Annotated in this window: 16 protein-coding genes; 11 read left to right on the top strand and 5 right to left on the bottom strand. The window is 64.2% G+C overall.

Annotated features, from left to right (window positions below; all coding sequences use genetic code 11):
- Window positions 1-263 precede the first annotated feature (263 nt).
- Window positions 264-1,064: a L,D-transpeptidase gene (locus BSG19_RS04710; RefSeq protein ID WP_092985243.1), complete on the top strand. Its 801-nt coding sequence runs from the start codon at window positions 264-266 to the stop codon at window positions 1,062-1,064.
- A 61-nt stretch (window positions 1,065-1,125) separates the two neighbouring features.
- On the opposite strand, the gene BSG19_RS04705 is transcribed toward BSG19_RS04710, so the two are convergent.
- From BSG19_RS04705 to BSG19_RS04695, 3 genes are all read right to left on the bottom strand, one after another.
- On the bottom strand, window positions 1,126-1,524 hold the full coding sequence (locus BSG19_RS04705) for a response regulator (RefSeq protein ID WP_092985241.1): 399 nt from the start codon (window positions 1,522-1,524) through the stop codon (window positions 1,126-1,128).
- Window positions 1,503-3,539: a PAS domain-containing sensor histidine kinase gene (locus BSG19_RS04700; RefSeq protein ID WP_092985239.1), complete on the bottom strand. Its 2,037-nt coding sequence runs from the start codon at window positions 3,537-3,539 to the stop codon at window positions 1,503-1,505. Before BSG19_RS04700 ends, BSG19_RS04705 begins: the two co-directional genes overlap by 22 nt.
- A gap of 100 nt (window positions 3,540-3,639) precedes the next feature.
- Window positions 3,640-4,143, bottom strand: a complete 504-nt coding sequence (locus tag BSG19_RS04695) for a MarR family winged helix-turn-helix transcriptional regulator (RefSeq protein WP_092985237.1) — start codon at window positions 4,141-4,143, stop codon at window positions 3,640-3,642.
- Between the two features lie 140 nt (window positions 4,144-4,283).
- On the opposite strand from BSG19_RS04695, the gene BSG19_RS04690 reads away from it, so the two are divergent.
- Window positions 4,284-4,706: an organic hydroperoxide resistance protein gene (locus BSG19_RS04690; RefSeq protein ID WP_092935108.1), complete on the top strand. Its 423-nt coding sequence runs from the start codon at window positions 4,284-4,286 to the stop codon at window positions 4,704-4,706.
- A gap of 168 nt (window positions 4,707-4,874) precedes the next feature.
- A complete protein-coding gene (locus tag BSG19_RS04685; protein ID WP_092985235.1) occupies window positions 4,875-5,663 on the top strand; it encodes a VOC family protein in 789 nt (262 codons plus the stop codon).
- A 6-nt stretch (window positions 5,664-5,669) separates the two neighbouring features.
- Here the strand turns inward: BSG19_RS04685 and BSG19_RS04680 are convergent, their stop codons facing one another.
- Window positions 5,670-6,692, bottom strand: a complete 1,023-nt coding sequence (locus BSG19_RS04680; protein ID WP_244529084.1) for a Gfo/Idh/MocA family protein — start codon at window positions 6,690-6,692, stop codon at window positions 5,670-5,672.
- The gene (locus BSG19_RS04675; protein WP_092985233.1) at window positions 6,689-7,678 is read right to left on the bottom strand and encodes an MDR/zinc-dependent alcohol dehydrogenase-like family protein; all 990 of its coding nucleotides are present in this window, start codon (window positions 7,676-7,678) and stop codon (window positions 6,689-6,691) included. Before BSG19_RS04675 ends, BSG19_RS04680 begins: the two co-directional genes overlap by 4 nt.
- Here BSG19_RS04675 and BSG19_RS25660 point away from each other — a divergent pair.
- The 8 genes from BSG19_RS25660 to BSG19_RS04640 are packed head-to-tail and all read left to right on the top strand — an operon-like array spanning window position 7,668 to window position 16,617.
- Window positions 7,668-7,850, top strand: coding sequence for a hypothetical protein (locus tag BSG19_RS25660; protein WP_139274728.1), 183 nt, complete (start codon window positions 7,668-7,670; stop codon window positions 7,848-7,850). The genes BSG19_RS04675 and BSG19_RS25660 overlap by 11 nt on opposite strands.
- Before the next feature lie 52 nt (window positions 7,851-7,902).
- Window positions 7,903-9,009, top strand: a complete 1,107-nt coding sequence (locus BSG19_RS04670) for an NAD-dependent epimerase/dehydratase family protein (RefSeq protein WP_092985231.1) — start codon at window positions 7,903-7,905, stop codon at window positions 9,007-9,009.
- Window positions 9,006-11,045, top strand: a complete 2,040-nt coding sequence (locus tag BSG19_RS04665; protein ID WP_092985229.1) for an NAD-dependent epimerase/dehydratase family protein — start codon at window positions 9,006-9,008, stop codon at window positions 11,043-11,045. Before BSG19_RS04670 ends, BSG19_RS04665 begins: the two co-directional genes overlap by 4 nt.
- A 32-nt stretch (window positions 11,046-11,077) precedes the next feature.
- Window positions 11,078-12,157, top strand: a complete 1,080-nt coding sequence (locus tag BSG19_RS04660) for a glycosyltransferase family 4 protein (protein ID WP_092985641.1) — start codon at window positions 11,078-11,080, stop codon at window positions 12,155-12,157.
- A gap of 4 nt (window positions 12,158-12,161) precedes the next feature.
- Entirely contained in the window at window positions 12,162-13,331 is a 1,170-nt protein-coding gene (locus BSG19_RS04655) for a CgeB family protein (RefSeq protein ID WP_092985227.1), read from the top strand.
- A complete protein-coding gene (locus tag BSG19_RS04650) occupies window positions 13,328-14,416 on the top strand; it encodes a CgeB family protein (protein ID WP_092985225.1) in 1,089 nt (362 codons plus the stop codon). Before BSG19_RS04655 ends, BSG19_RS04650 begins: the two co-directional genes overlap by 4 nt.
- A complete protein-coding gene (locus BSG19_RS04645) occupies window positions 14,413-15,513 on the top strand; it encodes a CgeB family protein (RefSeq protein ID WP_092985223.1) in 1,101 nt (366 codons plus the stop codon). The genes BSG19_RS04650 and BSG19_RS04645 overlap by 4 nt, the downstream gene beginning before the upstream one ends.
- 18 nt (window positions 15,514-15,531) lie before the next feature.
- A complete protein-coding gene (locus BSG19_RS04640) occupies window positions 15,532-16,617 on the top strand; it encodes a UDP-glucuronic acid decarboxylase family protein (RefSeq protein WP_092985221.1) in 1,086 nt (361 codons plus the stop codon).
- Window positions 16,618-16,630 lie beyond the last annotated feature (13 nt).

Here is a 16,630-nt window from a genome sequence, read left to right as displayed (position 1 = left end):
CCTTGCGCCGGAACGTCCGCCGGGTGGCAAGCCTCGCGCCAGCGCCTCTCTGCCATAAAGGGTGACAACCGCCGGCGGCGGATGGATGCAAAGTTGCAACGGTCGTCAAAAACCCGCTGAAACCTGCTTTTCCTCCGTTTGCCGTGCACTAGCTTGGCTGTTGTGCTCGTTGAAGCCGAATGCTCGGGTCGGTCCTGCTATTGGACCCGGCGCGATCGGCACAACGGAACATGATCGTCGCGTCAACCGGAAGTCCGCCCCTTATGAGCCCGCTCAAGCCTCCGACGTCTCCTCTGTCTCGCCGTCAGTTTCTGAACCTGACGGGCGTGGCTGCTGCAACGGCTGCCCTGTCGGCCTGCAACAGCACGTCCAATACAGCCAGCTTCAATGCCGAGACCCGGCCCTATTTCCGCAACCCGGAGTTCGACAACCGCTTTGCGCCGCCAAACGGCAGCTACCCGCCTTTCGGTCAGCCTCAGAACGCCGCCTATATGACCGGCCTTCCGCCGCGCTCGGCCTATGCCGCCAGCATCTACGGCCCGGTCGTCGATGGCGGCTACGCCATTCCCGCCGTGCCGTATCAGGAGATCGATCCGCGCTTCTACCGACAGGAAGTGGCGGATCCCTTCGGCGAAGCGCCGGGCACGATCATCGTGGACACACAGGACCGGTTTCTCTATCTGACCGAGCCGGGTGGCCGGGCCATGCGCTACGGCGTCGGCATCGGCCGCGAAGGCTTTGCCTGGTCAGGCCGGGGCGTCATCCAGTGGAAACAGAAATGGCCGCGCTGGAAGCCGCCGAACGAGATGGTGGCACGCCAGCCCCATCTTGCTGCCTATTCCATCGAGAATGGCGGTATGGAACCCGGACTGTCAAACCCGCTCGGCGCGCGCGCCATGTACATCTTCAAGGACGGACAGGATACGTTGTACCGCCTGCACGGCTCGCCGGAATGGCAGTCGATCGGCAAGGCCGTTTCGTCCGGCTGCGTTCGCCTGATCAATCAGGACGTCATCGACCTCTACGATCGCGTGCGCACGAAGTCTCCGATCCTGGTCGTCTGATACATGACGGAAGATGGATGAGAAGCATGGCCGGCGGTTTCCGCCGGCTTTTTGCTATCGGTCAGTGACGGGCCGTGTCGATGATGTCGGCGAGGGCCTTCAGATTATCCGACGTCAGCGGCTTTTCGAAATAGCTCTTCACGAAGTCGTATTGCAGCGCCTTTTTCCTGTCGCTGCCGAGGTGCGAGCTCGTCAGCATGACGACCAGCGGGACGGGGCGATCGACTGGTCGGGCAAAGTCGCGGGCGTAGGTTTCGAGAAATTCGAAGCCGTTCATCACCGGCATGTTGATGTCGAGAATGATGGCATCCGGCCGTTCCTGTCGCAGCACTTCCAGACCCTCGCGACCGTTCAGCGCCTGCACGACCTTGATGTCGGGGTCGAAGCGCTGGATCGTGTAGCCGCAGATGAAGAGATCCGTCTCATCGTCGTCGATGATCAGGAGTGAGCCGATGGCCATGCGTCGTTCCCCCCGGGCAAGCGTATGACGAACCGGCTGCCCTTGTCGAGCCTGATATAGGCCACCGTGCCTCCGAGATGTTCGACGCTCTTCTTCACGATGTATAGGCCGAGGCCGCTGCCGTCCGACCGATAGGGATGGAAGCGCTTGAACATCTGGAAAAGGCCGGCCTCGTCACCCTCTTCGAGACCGAGACCGTTGTCCGACACGCGAAGTTCCAGCCATCCGTCGTCAGTGATCGCCGCATCCACGGCCACTTTGCTGGTTTCTTCGTGGGGATCTGCATATTTGATGGCGTTCGAGATGAGATTGTCGAGGATCATTCGAAGGCGTTCCTGTTTGGTATGAATGATCAGCGTTTCAGGAATATCGACCACGAAGGATACCTGCCTTGCGGGGTCCATGAAGCGCAGTCGCTCGACGGTTTCCTTCACTGCCGAGGCCAGAGGTATGGAGGTCACGGATTCATCCAAGAGGCGGCTGCGTTTCAGCTGGATGATGTTCTCGATCAATCCGTCCAGCTTCTGCAAACCGCGCTCCAGCCGCTCGATGACCGGGGCGAGTTGTGTGCCGGGGGCTTGCAGGCCGATCATGTCGCGCATGATGGCGGTGAGGCCGATGGACGAGGCTATGGGCGCGCGCAGGTCGTGCGAGGTGCGATAGGCAAATTCCTCCAGCTCGGCGTTGGCTTCCAGAATATCCTGCTCGTGCTGTTTCCGCTCGGAGATGTCGCGGATGATGCCGCTGTAGAGCACGGTGCTGTCGAGTTCGATCCGTGCGACCGAGAGGTCGAGGGGAAAGCGGATGCCCGTGCGACGGATGCCCTCGACCTCGCGAGGGGCGCAGGCGATCTGCGCCTCGGGATCGTCTTTGTCTGCTTGCGGCATAAGCTCCGGGATCAGGGTGCGGATGTCGCGTCCCAGCATATCCTCGCTACGATAACGGAAGATCGTTTCCATCGCATGATTTGCCGAGAGGATCGTGCCGCGAGCGTCGATCGTGATGATCCCGTCCGCTGCGGTGTCGATGAGGGCGCTCATGCGCTCCTGACTTTCGCGCAGTTGCAGAGCCATGCTGCGGTATCGCTGGGCATTGCGAAACGCGTAGACGATGAGGAAGGCATAGACGATGCCGGAGACGACGAGCAGGCCGGCAAGGATCGGCTGCGAGGCCGTCTTGCCATCGGGATCGATGCTGACGGTGGGACCGGTTCCCTCGAAGGCGTCCTGAAGGTCGAGCAGCGTCAGGCCCAGCAGCAGCAGATAGCTCGCCGCACCGAGCATGGCGGCAATGGTCGAGGCGTGGTAATCGCGTTCTTCCACGCGCAGAAAGACGAGTGGAAGGGCAAGGGCCGCGAAGCAGAGCGCCGTATGCGGCGACATATGGCCGTAACGCGGCCAGTTGCTTTCGGTGATCACTTGCAGGCCGTAGCCGAGCAGCGTGGCGGCGGCGGTCATCAAGACCGTTGCCGCGAGAACGATGCGCAGCAGCGTCGGCTTTCCCGTCACGGCGCTCACAAGCATGCAGACACCGATCAGCACGAAGGACAGGGCTGTGCCGCTCGCCAGATGCCCGGGATAGGGCGCGGTCTGGCGGAAAGGGTCGAGCAGCAACCTGTCGAGCGGATGCCCGGCATGGAGGATAGGCTCCAGCAGGAATGCGAGGCCGATAAAGATGACGGTGAGCGAGAGGGCTGTCGCAGACCGGCTCGCGCCCGTGAGGAGGGCGATCATCGCGCAGCCGCTCAGGACGAAGCTGACGGCGGTATTGAACTGCATGCGGAAGAGGATCGGTAGGGCGTCAGCGACGAATCCAACCTTCAGAAGCCAGAGACTGCCCATGCAGGTGCCGACGAGGATGGAGAGCATCGCGGCCGCCAGGCCTGCCTTGTGCCAGGTGATGCCGAGCGTCGGTTTCCGGCTCTCTCTAACGACGTTCCAGGGATATCGACGCTCGCTTTGCGTGGTCGCGCGACGACCCGCCTGATGCTCCTCCATTGCTTGCGCGTGAGCCATTCCCCGGTCACCCCCTCGCTTCGTCCCCGAAACGAGAAAGATCACGGCCTGCAGGTGCCGTCAACGCGCCGTCGTGTCGGAGAGAAGGTGAGATACCGTATCAGCCGGCGTCTGTGATGCCGTCCGGCCGGGACAGTCGCACGGTCAGCGCTTCCAGCACCGTCCGCAGCGCGCGCGCCTCGTCCGTGCTGCAGCCGATTGCGTCGCCGATCGCCGTCTGCACATGGCCGGCCTCCATCTGCAAAGCCTCGCCTCTTTCGGTCAGCGCAATATTGACCTGCCGTTCGTCCTTGCGGTCGCGCGTACGACTGACGAGACCGGCAGCATCCAGACGCTTGAGGAGAGGGGAGAGCGTGCCGGAATCCAGCCCCAGCTGCTCACCGATCTGCTTCACCGTCATCACCCTGTGCTGCCACAATGCAAGAAGAACGAGGTACTGCGGGTATGTCAGACCGAAGCGGTCGAGCAGCGGCTTGTAGGTCCGATTGAACGCGTGGGAGAGCGAATAGACCGCAAAGCAGAGCTGGTCGTTCAAAGGCAAGGGAATGCCGACCGGCGCCGTCTGCGCTGCGTTTCGGTTCTCCGCTGTCTTCGTCTTTTCCATGCCTGCAAACCTACATGTTTCGTCACGAAAAAGCAATTTGCAAAATTAAGTTGCGAGCAATCGAATTGTGCGTTATAAAAATCGTGAAGACAGCAGATCTTCTTCATGAAACGCGTCGAAAGCGACGACAGGAGACCTCAATGGCTATTCTCTACACCACCAAAGCTTCTGCCACCGGCGGCCGTGCAGGTCGCGCCGTGTCCGAGAACGGCGTGCTCGACGTCGTCCTGACCGTTCCCAAGGAACTCGGTGGCGACGGCGCCACCGGCACGAACCCCGAGCAGCTCTTCGCAGCCGGTTATTCCGCCTGCTTCCTCGGTGCATTGAAGAATGTGGCGGGCAAGGAAAAGATCAAGGTTCCGGAAGAGACCAAGGTCACGGCGACGGTCGGCATCGGCCCGCGCGACGACGGCACAGGCTTCGGCATCGACGTCTCGCTGCTCGTAGACATTCCAGGCCTCGACCGCGAGACAGCGGAAAAGCTGGTTGCCGCCGCACACATCGTCTGCCCCTACAGCCACGCCATGCGCACCTCGACGGAAGTGCCGGTCAAGGTCGCCTGATAGGCCCCGGGGCACGATCGCCCGAGATTTCAGAGGGTGGAGACGGCTCGTTCGTCTCCACCCTTTTCGTGTAAATGGCGGGGATTTCCCGCTATGCGCGTGCATTTGATCGTGACGGCGAAGAGTGCCATGATGCATCCCGAGGCATGATGATTGCAGGATGGCACGATGTTGGAAGAGCATGGAACGTTCATCTGGACCGAACTGATGACGACCGACCGGCCGGCTGCCGCGGCGTTCTACAGCGATGTGGTTGGCTGGACGACGGTAGAGATGGCCACCTACGATTACAGCGTCTTTGAGACTGCGCGGCCCGAGGGCGGCGGTCGGGTCGGCATTGCCGGCATGATGTCCATCCCGCCGGAGTTGCTGGCGGAGAACGTGCCGCCGAACTGGACGGCCTATGTTTCCGTTTCCGACTGCGATGCCACGGTGGCGAGGGTCGCGGCTTTGGGCGGTACGATCCGCCGGCCGCCCGAGGATATTCCGGAGATCGGCCGCTTCGCCGTCATCGCCGATCCGCACGGGGCGGTGCTCTGCATCATGACGCCGGAGCCGATGGACGTGCCGCCACGCGCCGTGCCCCCGACGACCCCCGGGCAATTCGGTTGGTACGAACTCTATGCGGATGATTGCGAGGCGGCCTTTGCCTTCTACGCAGATGTGTTCGGCTGGACGGTCGATCACGACATGGATATGGGCGACCTCGGCATCTACCGCATCTTCGCGTGTGAAGGGCAGGCGGTCGGCGGCATGATGACGCGCCTGCCGCAGATGCCGAAAGCGCATTGGGCGGCTTACATCACGGTCGAAAGGCTCGATGACGCCGTCTCCCGGCTTGTGGCCGGAGGCGGCAGCGTCATCAACGGGCCGATGGAGGTTCCCGGCCCGGCCTATATCGTCAATGCGATCGATCCGCAGGGCGCCTTCTTCTCGCTCGTGGCGTCGCAGCGTTAGACGTCTTCATCTTCCGGCATAGATCCGATCGAGGACGTCCGCGACCACGATGAACTGCTCCGCTGCCGGATCGAAACGATCGCCCTGCGACAGGCGGCGCACCCAGTCGGCCGCCGCCCGGCCGCCCCAGTCGTCCGGCGCGCGGGTTAGCGTTTCCACATTCGTGCCGGCGTAGCGTTCACTCGTGAAGTCGTAGAACGAGCCGTCGACATTGCGGAAACCGGCGCCGCCCTCCCGACCGTAGAAGCTCGCGCCGATCACCGCATCGCAGCCGGCCTGCAACTTCCAGGAACAGGCAAGCCTGAGGACCGCGCCCGTTTCCAGCGTCAGCGTCGCCACAGCGAAATCCTCGACATCCTCAGGGGCAAGGGGCTGCCCGTCCTTCATCAGATGGCTCGAGACGGCCGCGACCTTGGGAAAGCCGAGGGACCAGAGGGCGAGATCCACCATATGCACGCCGAGATCGATGACGCAGCCACCGCCTGACAGCGTCCGGTCGTAGAACCACGGCTTGTCCGGGCCATAGGCGTTGTGAAATGTGAGATCGACGGCAAAGACCGAGCCGAGCGCGTTCGTGTCGATAAGCTGCCGGATGGCGCGGACGGCGGCCGTATGCCGGTAGGAGAGATCGACGCCGAGCAGGCGGTCGGCGGTGCGGGCGGCCTCCACCACGGCGCGGACTTCCTCTGCCGAACGACCGAGCGGTTTCTGGCAGAAGACGGCCTTACCTTTCTTCAGGGCCATGATCGACTGTTCGGCATGGGCAGCACTGGGCGTGGCGATGACGATGCCGTCGAGATCCTCTTCGATCAGGCGGTCGACGTCCTCTATATATCGGGCTTCCGGCGCGAGCTGCAGGGCTGCCGCGGCCATTTCGGGCGAGGGGTCGGCGATGGCTGCGGCCGTTGCAAGCCCTGTATCGAGGATCGCTTTCATGCGGTGGCGACCGATCCAGCCGGTGCCGAGGAAGCCAAGGCGCAGCGGCCGGGATGTGTTCTTCATGTCCATCTGCGGTGTCATCACGTTCATGCCATCACCATCAGCGCCTTGAGGAAGCCGTCCGGCCGGTCGCGGGTCGCGTCGAGCGCCTTGGCGAGATCGCTCAAGGGGAAGCGATGGGTGTAGAGCGGCGAGGGGTCGAGGCTGCCGTCGGCCACGGCCTCGACAGCGGCGCGGATGCCCTCGATATAGATCTGCGGATCGCGCTCATGCGCGTTGATCACGTCGAGGCCGCGCCAGTTCCAGAGCTGCATGTTCACCTGCCGCGGCCCGTCCTGATGGTAGCCGGCGATGACGAGACGGCCGCGTTCCGCCGTGAGCTCGCCCGCAAGGTCGAGCGGCCATTGTTTGCCGACGGCTTCGATGACGCGGTCGCAGAAGCGGCCCTCCGTGAGTGCGCGGACCTGTTCGATGATCTCCCAATGGTCCCGCATCTCGATCACCTCGGCAGCACCCATGCGGCGGGCGACATCGAGCGACGTCTGCCGGCGCGAAATGGCGATGACGCGGGCGCCTGCCTTCGAGGCCAACTGCGTGAGGAGCGCGCCCAGAAAGCCGCTTCCGACAATGGCGACCGTCATGCCAGCCTCGATCCCCGCGCGACGGAAGATGTTGATGGCGCAGCCGAGCGGTTCGCCGGGAAAAGGTTGTCCGTCGAGCGCTGCCGGTAGCGGAACGACCATGTCGGCGCTTGCGATATCGTGCGTGGCATAGGCGTGATAGCTCAGCGCCGCCACGCGATCTCCCGGCCTGAGCCCGCTTACGCCAGGTCCGATGGCGTCGATTACGCCCCAGCCCTCATGGCCAAGCCCGCCCGGCTCGGTCGGAAACGTCATCCAGTCCGGCCCGGACCAGGGCACGAGATTGGAGGCGCAGACGCCGCAGCCCTCAAGCCGGATTCGGACCTCTCCGGCACCCGGTTCCGGTACGGGCAGGCTCTCGATCTCGACCACGCCCGGACCTGTGACGATGGCGGCCTGCATCGTCTGCACTGTCGGTTTCGCCATGATGTTCATCGCATGCTCCTGTTCTCTGAAGCGCGCCGAACCGGGTAAGATGGCCAGAGTTCCTGAAGATGCAGAAGAAGATGATGAGCCGGGGAAGAGAGGCGGCGCTTCTGCGGGGACACGCAGCGGAGGAGAAGAAAAAGATGACAAAGAAGTTCTTGAAGAAGGAACTTTCGCGTGATCGCCCTGTTCGGGGCGCCATCGAGAGAGTGGTTTAGCAAGCGGAGTATTCGATGGCAAAGATTCTCGTCACAGGCGGTTGCGGCTTTATCGGCCGCCACGTCACGGAAGAGCTTCTGGAGAATGGCTACGAGGTACGCATTCTCGATGCGATGATCGATCAGGTGCATGCCGACGCCGAAGCGTCCGTGCCCGATGCGGCCGAGGTGATCCGCGCCGACGTGCGCGACAAGGCGGCCGTGAAGGCGGCGCTCGACGGCGTCGACGGTGTGCTGCATCTCGCGGCCGAAGTGGGCGTGGGCCAGTCCATGTACGAAATCGCCCGCTATGTCGGCGGCAACGATCTCGGTACGGCGGTTCTTCTGGAGGCCATGATCGACATGCCGATCCGGCGCATCGTCGTCGCCTCGTCCATGAGCGTCTATGGCGAGGGCCGTTACGAGACGGCCTCTGGCGAGGCGCAGGGGCTGGTGCGCCGTAAGGGAAGCGACATCAAGGCCGGGCGCTGGGATCTGCAGGGACCCGACGGGCAGGCGCTCATGCCTGTTGCCACCGACGAGGAGAAGCCGGTCGATCTCGCCTCCATCTACGCGCTCACCAAATATACGCAGGAAAAACAGGTTCTCATCTTCGGCGAGGCCTATGGCGTCGAAGCGGTGGCACTGCGTCTCTTCAACGTGTTCGGCGCGGGGCAGGCGCTTTCCAACCCCTATACCGGGGTGCTCGCCAATTTCGCCTCCCGCCTTGCCAACGATCAGCCGCCGATGATCTTCGAGGACGGCGCGCAGCGGCGCGATTTCGTGCATGTGCGGGATGTGGCGCGGGCCTTCCGGCTGGCACTGGAGCAACCGCAGGCTCCCGGTCACGTCATCAACATCGGCAGCGGGCAGGCCTATACGATCGCCGAGGTCGCCAGTCTGCTGGCCGAGGCCATGGGCGTGCCTGACATAAAGCCGGATATTCTGCGCAAGGCCCGCTCCGGCGACATCCGCAACTGCTTTGCCGATATCTCCAAGGCGCGCGAACTTCTCGGCTTCGACCCTGCCTATCGCCTCGAAAACTCGCTTGGGCCCTTTGCCGAATGGGTGCGCAGCACGGGCGCGATCGACCGTGGCGCGGAGATGCGCAAGCAGCTGGAAGAGCGAGGCCTCGTATCATGACGGCGCCGCGCGACGACATGAGGAGCGCACAGGGGCGGACTTACGGATTTGCCGAGTGGTTTCGCCCGGGCGAATATGCGCGCACGGAAGAGATCCTGCCTGACATTCTCGCAAGCGGCGCCAGCTATCTGCGCACGCATCTTTCCTGGGCGGAATATCTGGCGCCGGGCGGGCAGGAGTGGTTCGACTGGTTGATTCCGAAAGTCGGCAGCCAGATCGATCTCCTTCCCTGCATCCATTATACGCCGCCATCGATGTCGCGAACCGGCCGCTCGTCCGGCGCGCCTGTCGAGCTGAAGGCCTATGCGGATTTCGTCGATCATGTGCTGACGCGCTACGGCGCGCATTTCCGCCACGTCGAGTTGTGGAACGAGCCCAACAATCTGCTCGACTGGGACTGGCGGGAAGACGGCGATTTCCAGCTCTTCTGCGAAATGGTCGGCGGTGCCGCCTATTGGGCGCAGCAGCGCGGCTTCAAGCCGGTGCTCGGCGGCCCTTGCCCGTTCGATCCGTTCTGGCTGAACCTGATGGGCGAGCGCGGCGTGCTGAATGTCGTGGACGCCGTCGGTTTTCACGGCTTCCCCGGCACCTGGGATAGCGAGGCGGGCACCTGGGGCGGGTGGGACATGCATCTGGGCGAAACCCGGCGCATCCTCGACCGGTACAATCCGAAAGCGGAAGTCTGGATTACGGAGACTGGCTATTCTACCTGGCGCAAGGACGAGGTCGAGCAGGCGCGGCGCTTCGTCAAGGCCCTCTCCGTGCCGGCCGACCGGATGTACTGGTATTCCTGGCGCGATGTGCCGCCGGATGTCGCCGTGCAGGAAGGGCTATGGTTCGATCCGCGGCATTATCATCTGGGGGCCGTGGATCATGAGAACCAGCCGAAACTTCTCGCCCGCCTCCTGATGGAGGGCGGGGTGGAGCGGCTGGAACAGGTGACGGGCATCGCTTCGCCGCAGGTGGCAAAGGGCGCACGCCCCGTTGTCATCACCGGCGGCAGCGGCTTCATCGGTTCGAACCTTGCCGACAGCCTGCTGCGCGATGGCGAAGATGTCGTCATACTCGACAATCTCGCACGGCCCGGCGTGGACCAGAACCTCGCCTGGCTGACGGATCGGCACGGCGCGCGGGTTCATCCCGTCATCGCCGATGTGCGCGATCTCAGGGGTATTCAAGCTGCGTTCGCGGACGCGAAAGCCGTCTTCCACTTCGCCGCCCAGACTGCGGTGACGACGAGCCTTGTGCATCCGCTCGAGGATTTCGAGGCGAATGCACGGGGCACGATCAACGTGCTCGAAGCCGTGCGCAAGGCCGGCCACGATGCTCCGGTGATCTTCGCCTCGACCAACAAGGTCTATGGCGCGCTGGAAGATGTCGAGATGGTGACGCTCGACGATCGCTACGTGCCGGCGGACGACGCGATCCGCAGCCACGGGATCGGCGAGAGCCGGCCGCTCGACTTCTGCACGCCCTATGGCTGCTCGAAGGGCGTCGCCGACCAGTATGTGCTGGATTATGCGAAATCCTATCGTCTGCCGACAGCGGTCCTGCGCATGAGCTGCATCTATGGGCCGCGCCAGTTCGGTACGGAAGACCAGGGCTGGGTGGCGCATTTCCTGATCCGGGCGCTCTCGGGCGAGCCGGTCTCGATCTATGGCGACGGCAAACAGGTGCGCGATATCCTGCATGTGGATGACGCCGTTGCGGCCTACAGGGCCGTGCTCGACGGCATCGATCGTGTGAAGGGCGGCGTCTTCAACCTTGGCGGCGGGCCGCGCAATTCGGTGAGCATCCTCAATGTTCTCCGCGAGATCGAGGGCCTGACCGGGCATCCGTTCGAAACGCAGTTCGGCGACTGGCGCGCCGGGGACCAGTTCTTCTTCGTCGCCGATACGCGCAAGCTCGAGGCGGAGCTTGGCTGGCAGGCAAAGGTGCGCTGGCGCAACGGCCTCCAGCACCTCGCGGAATGGCTGGTCGAGCATCGCTTCGCCGGGCGGTCGCTGGCGAGCGAAAAGCGAAGGGTACCCGCATGACCGGGCGGACACGTCCCGTGTCCCGTGTGCTCATGACCGTGGATGCGGTCGGGGGCGTCTGGCGGTATGCGATGGATCTTGCCGCGGCGCTGGCTGCGGTCGATGTCTCCGTGATCTTCGCCGGATTCGGACCCAGGCCATCCGGCGAGCAGATGCGGGAGGCACAGGCGCTCGGCGCGTTGCACTGGCTCGACGCGCCGCTCGACTGGACGGTGGTCGATCCGCGTGCACTCGATGGCGTTGCAGTCGAGATCGAGGCGCTGGCAGAGGCACAGGCGGTCGATATCGTTCACGTCAACCTGCCGTCGCAGGCTGCGGGTCTTCGCACCGGAATACCTGTTCTCGCGGTCTCGCATTCCTGCGTCGTCACCTGGTTTGCCGGCGTGCGCGGCACGGATGTGCCCGAAGACTGGGCCTGGCAGAAGCGGCTCAACGCAGATGGTCTCCGCCGTGCGGATGCCGTCGTCATGCCGAGCCGCAGCCATGGCGCACTGGTCGAGGCGACCTATGGTGCGATGGCCCACCTGACCGTCGTGCCCAATGCGAGCCGGCTGGCGACCGTTCTGCCGGAGAAGGCGGACATGGTGTTTGCTGCCGGGCGCTGGTGGGACGAGGGCAAGAATGGCGCGGTGCTCGATGCAGCCGCTCCCGCCATGCTCTGGCCGCTGGTGATGGCGGGCCCATTGACGGGGCCGGCCGGACAGGGTGTTGCGCTTTGCCATGCCGAGCTGCCGGGCGCACTGTCGCACCGCGAGACGATGGAGCGCATGGCGCGCGCAGCCATCGTCGTTTCGCCCTCGCTTTATGAACCGTTCGGCCTGGCGGCGCTCGAAGCTGCACGGTCGGGTGCTGCGCTCGTGCTTGCTGATATCCCGACCTATCGGGAGCTCTGGGACGGTGCTGCGCTCTTTGCCGATCCACACGACCCGGACGCTTTTTCAGACGCCGTCAACCGGCTCGTGGACGATCCGCGCCTGCGCCGGGCGCTGGCGCTGCGGGCGCAGGCGAAGGCCCGGCGGTTTACGCCCTCGGCGCAGGCGGATGCCATGCTCGACCTCTACACACGCATTGCATCCGTCAAACGTTCTCACGATCTCGCGGCAGCGGAGTGATCCCATGAAATTCGTCTTCTACACCCACTCTCTCGTCTCCGACTGGAACCACGGCAATGCGCATTTCCTGCGCGGCGTGATGCGCGATCTCGTGCGACGGGGACATGAGGCCATTGCACTGGAGCCGGCCGATGCCTGGAGCCGCGACAACCTGATGCAGGATCAGGGACCGGCCGCCATTGCGGATTTTCATGCCACTTTTCCCGATCTCGTTTCGCGCAGCTATGGCGCGTCGTTCGATCACGAGGCGGCCGTCGATGATGCCGACGTGGTCGTGGTTCACGAGTGGACCGATCCGGCGCTGGTCGCGCGCCTCGGGCAGATGCGGGTGAAGGGCGCAGGCTTCACGTTGCTCTTCCACGATACCCATCACCGGGCGGTCTCCGCCGAGGGCGATATCGCCGGGCTCGATCTCTCGGGCTATGACGGGGTTCTGGCCTTCGGGGAGACCTTGCGGGAGCAATATCTGCGCGCCGGCTGGGGCACATCGGTCTTTACATGGCACGAGGCGGCTGACGACACGCTGTTCCGGCCCCTACGGGAGGTAGAGAAGACCGGCGACCTCATCTGGATCGGGAATTGGGGCGATGACGAGCGCTCGGCGGAGATCGCGGAATTCCTCGTGCAGCCTGCCAAGGAGCTACGCCTGAAGGCGACCGTTCGGGGCGTGCGCTATCCCGACCATGCGCTGGCGGCGCTGGCGGATGCCGGCATCGCCTATGGCGGCTGGATCGCCAATGCGCAGGCGCCCGCCGCCTTTGCCCACCACAAGGTGACGGTCCATATCCCGCGCCGGCCCTACGTCACGCACCTTCCGGGTATCCCGACCATCCGCCCGTTCGAAGCCATGGCCTGCGGCATTCCGCTGATCAGCGCTCCTTGGAACGATGCCGAAGGGCTGTTCCGGGCAGGGCAGGACTATCTGATCGCGCGCGATGGGGCCGAAATGACGCGGTGCCTGAAGACGGTACTCTCGGATCCGGATCTTGCCGCCGATCTCGCCCGCTCCGGGCTTGAGACCATCACCGCCCGCCACACGTGCCGCCATCGGGTCGATGAACTGCTGGCCATCCTCGACCGGCATGGCACGGAGAGAACGACATCGAGCGCAAGGCGCGACCCTTCGAGCATGGAAAAGAGCGTCATGGCCGGCGTGAGGGAGGCTGCGGAATGAAGATCGCTTTTTATGGATCGAGCCTGGTTTCGGCCTACTGGAACGGTGCGGCAACCTATTATCGCGGACTTTTGCGGGCACTCTCGGAGAAGGGCTACGACATAACCTTCTACGAGCCCGATGTTTACGACCGGCAGAAGAACCGCGATATCGACCCTCCGGAATGGTGCCGCGTCGTCGTCTATGAGGGCACGATCGAGGCGTTGAAGGCTGCGACGGCGCAGGCTGCGGATGCCGATATCGTGGTGAAGGCAAGCGGGGTGGGATACGAGGACGATCTCCTTCTCACATGCCTTTTGCAGGCGGCGCGGCCGGATGCGCTGAAGATCTTCTGGGATGTCGATGCCCCCGCAACCCTGTCGGAACTGAGGTCGGCACCGGAACATCCGCTGCGCGCTGCGCTGAAGGAGATCGATCTCGTGCTGACCTATGGCGGGGGCGACCCCGTCGTGCGGGCCTATCGCGAGCTGGGGGCTGCCGATTGCATTCCGGTCTACAATGCGCTCGACCCGCAGACGCATCATCCCGTCGAACCCGATCCGCGTTTCGCCGCCGATCTCGGCTTCCTCGGCAATCGCCTGCCGGATCGCGAGGCCCGCGTCGAGCGGTTCTTTCTGGAGCCGGCAAAGGCCGCGCCCGCCAGCACCTTCCTCTTTGGCGGATCGGGGTGGACGGACAAGCCCATGGCGCCGAACGTTCGCTGGATCGGACATGTTTCGACGCGCGATCACAATGCGTTCAACGTCACGCCGAAGGCCGTGCTGAACATCTCTCGCGACAGCATGGCGCAGAACGGCTTTTCACCGGCGACACGGGTCTTCGAGGCGGCGGGTGCGGGTGCCTGCCTCATCACAGACTACTGGGAGGGCATCGACCAGTTCCTGAGGCCCGGGAGCGAGGTGCTGGTTGCCCGCGACGGACGGGACGTTGCCGAGATCATGGCGACGCTGGATACCGAACGCGCCCGGGAGATCGGCCGGCAGGCGCTTGCCCGGGTGCTCGATGCCCACACCTACACGCATCGGGCCGAAGAGGTGGACGCGCTGTTTCGCCAGCATGCCGCACGGCTGGAGGCTGCGGAATGAGCCAGCCTCTCGACATCGTCATTCTCGGCCTATCACTGTCCTCGTCCTGGGGAAACGGGCACGCCACCACATTCCGCGCGCTTATTCGCGGGCTGCATGCTGACGGGCATAGGGTGCTGTTTCTGGAGCGCGACGTGCCGTGGTATGCGAGCCAGCGCGACCTGCCGGAGCCGGATTTCTGCGAACTGGCCTATTACGACAATCTCGACGGCCTGATGGCCAGCTATGCCGACCGGATAACGACGGCCGATGCGGTGATTATCGGGTCTTACGTTCCGGACGGTGTCGCGGTCATCGACGGGGTCGCCGGGCTCCTGCCGAAACGGCTTTGCTTCTACGATATCGACACGCCGGTGACGCTGGCGAAGCTGGTGCGTGGCGACGAGGAGTATCTCGCACGGCGGCAGATCCCGGCTTTCGACGTCTATTTCTCCTTCTCCGGCGGCGAGGTGCTGACGCGTCTCGAACGGGACTTCGGTGCCCGCAAAGCATGCGCGTTGTTCTGCTCGGTGGATGCCGACCGCTATGGCCCCACTGGCGAGGCACCTTTCTGGGATCTCGGTTACCTCGGCACGTACAGCCCCGATCGTCAGCCGACCCTTGAGCGGCTGCTGATCGAGCCGGCACGTCTTCTGCCGCAGATGCGCTTCGTCGTGGCGGGACCGCAATATCCCGACGATATCGACTGGCCCGTCAACGTCGAGCGCATCGAGCACCTCCCGCCGAGCGAGCATGCCAGCTTCTACAGCCGTCAGAGGTTCACGCTCAATGTGACGCGGGCGGACATGATTGCAGCGGGGTCGTCGCCGAGCGTGCGCCTGTTCGAAGCCGCCGCCTGCGCGACGCCGATTATCTCGGACGCGTGGCGCGGCCTGTCCGAGCTCCTGCCGGATGGCGAGGCGATCGTGATCGCGGAGCGCCCGCAGGATGTGGTGGCGGCTCTGACGCGGATGGACGACGGGCAGCGGACCCGGCTTGCGGATGCGGCGCGCACACGGGTGCTTGGCCACCACACGGGGCTTGCACGGGCAAGGGAACTGATTGCGGCACTCACAGATACGAGCGCCGCGCACATACCGAACAGACGATCAGCGTGATGACAAAGGAGGTGCACCATGGTGCAGGTTCATCGTAATGGCGAAATCTTCGGCGATGGTCGCGGCAGGGCCGCGCGCGGCGGGCGGACCGTTCTGGTTGCTGGAGGTGCCGGGTTCGTCGGCTCCCACCTGTGCGATGCGCTGCTCGCACAGGGCCACCGCGTGCTCTGTGTCGACAGCTTCCTGACCGGCTCGCATGCCAATATTCAGCCGCTTCTCAATCACCCGGCATTCCGGCTGATCGAAGCGGATATCTGCCATCTCAACGACATCGACGAGCCGATCGACCAGATCTACAATCTCGCCTGCGCGGCATCGCCGCCGCAGTATCAGGCGGATCCGATGCACACGATGATGACCTGCGTGCAGGGCACCGGCAACCTGCTGCGGCTTGCGGAAGTGAACGGAGCATCGCTGCTGCAGGCCTCGACCAGCGAGGTCTATGGCGATCCGGAGGAGCATCCGCAGCGCGAGGAATACCGAGGGAATGTCAGCTGCACCGGCCCTCGGGCCTGCTATGACGAGGGCAAACGGGCGGCGGAGGCGCTGTGCTTCGATCTCTACCGCGCCGGTCGCGTCGATGCCCGCGTCGCGCGCATCTTCAACACCTATGGGCCGCGCATGCAGCCGGATGACGGGCGCATCGTTTCCAATCTGGTGGTGCAGGCGCTCTCGGGCGATGCGCTCACCATTTATGGCAGCGGCGAGCAGACGCGGTCGTTCTGTTTCGTGAGCGATCTGGTGCGCGGGCTCATCGCCCTCATGAATGTCGATCCGAACCCGGGCCAGCCGGTCAATCTCGGCAATCCCGGGGAGTTCACGATCAATGAGCTGGCGGAGATGGTGGTGTCGATGGTGCGCTGCGCCGGGGAGATCGTCTACCGTCCGTTGCCACAGGATGACCCGCAGCGCCGCCGGCCCGACATCACGCGTGCCGAGGCACTGCTTGGCTGGAGCCCGACGGTGCCGCTTGCCGAGGGATTGCGCAAGACGATCGACTGGTTCGAGACGTTTCTCACTGAGACGAAGGACCGCCGCCGTCCGAAAACCGGTCCCGCTCGGGAAAGCGAACACCGAACGACGCCCGTGCCCGTCGGCGCCTGAAGGGCCGACTGAT

The organism is Rhizobium sp. NFR03 (assembly GCF_900111275.1).
Taxonomy (GTDB): Bacteria; Pseudomonadota; Alphaproteobacteria; order Rhizobiales; family Rhizobiaceae; genus Ferranicluibacter.
Note: the sequence above shows the minus strand (reverse complement) of the source record. Positions and strands in the feature narration are given on the sequence as shown.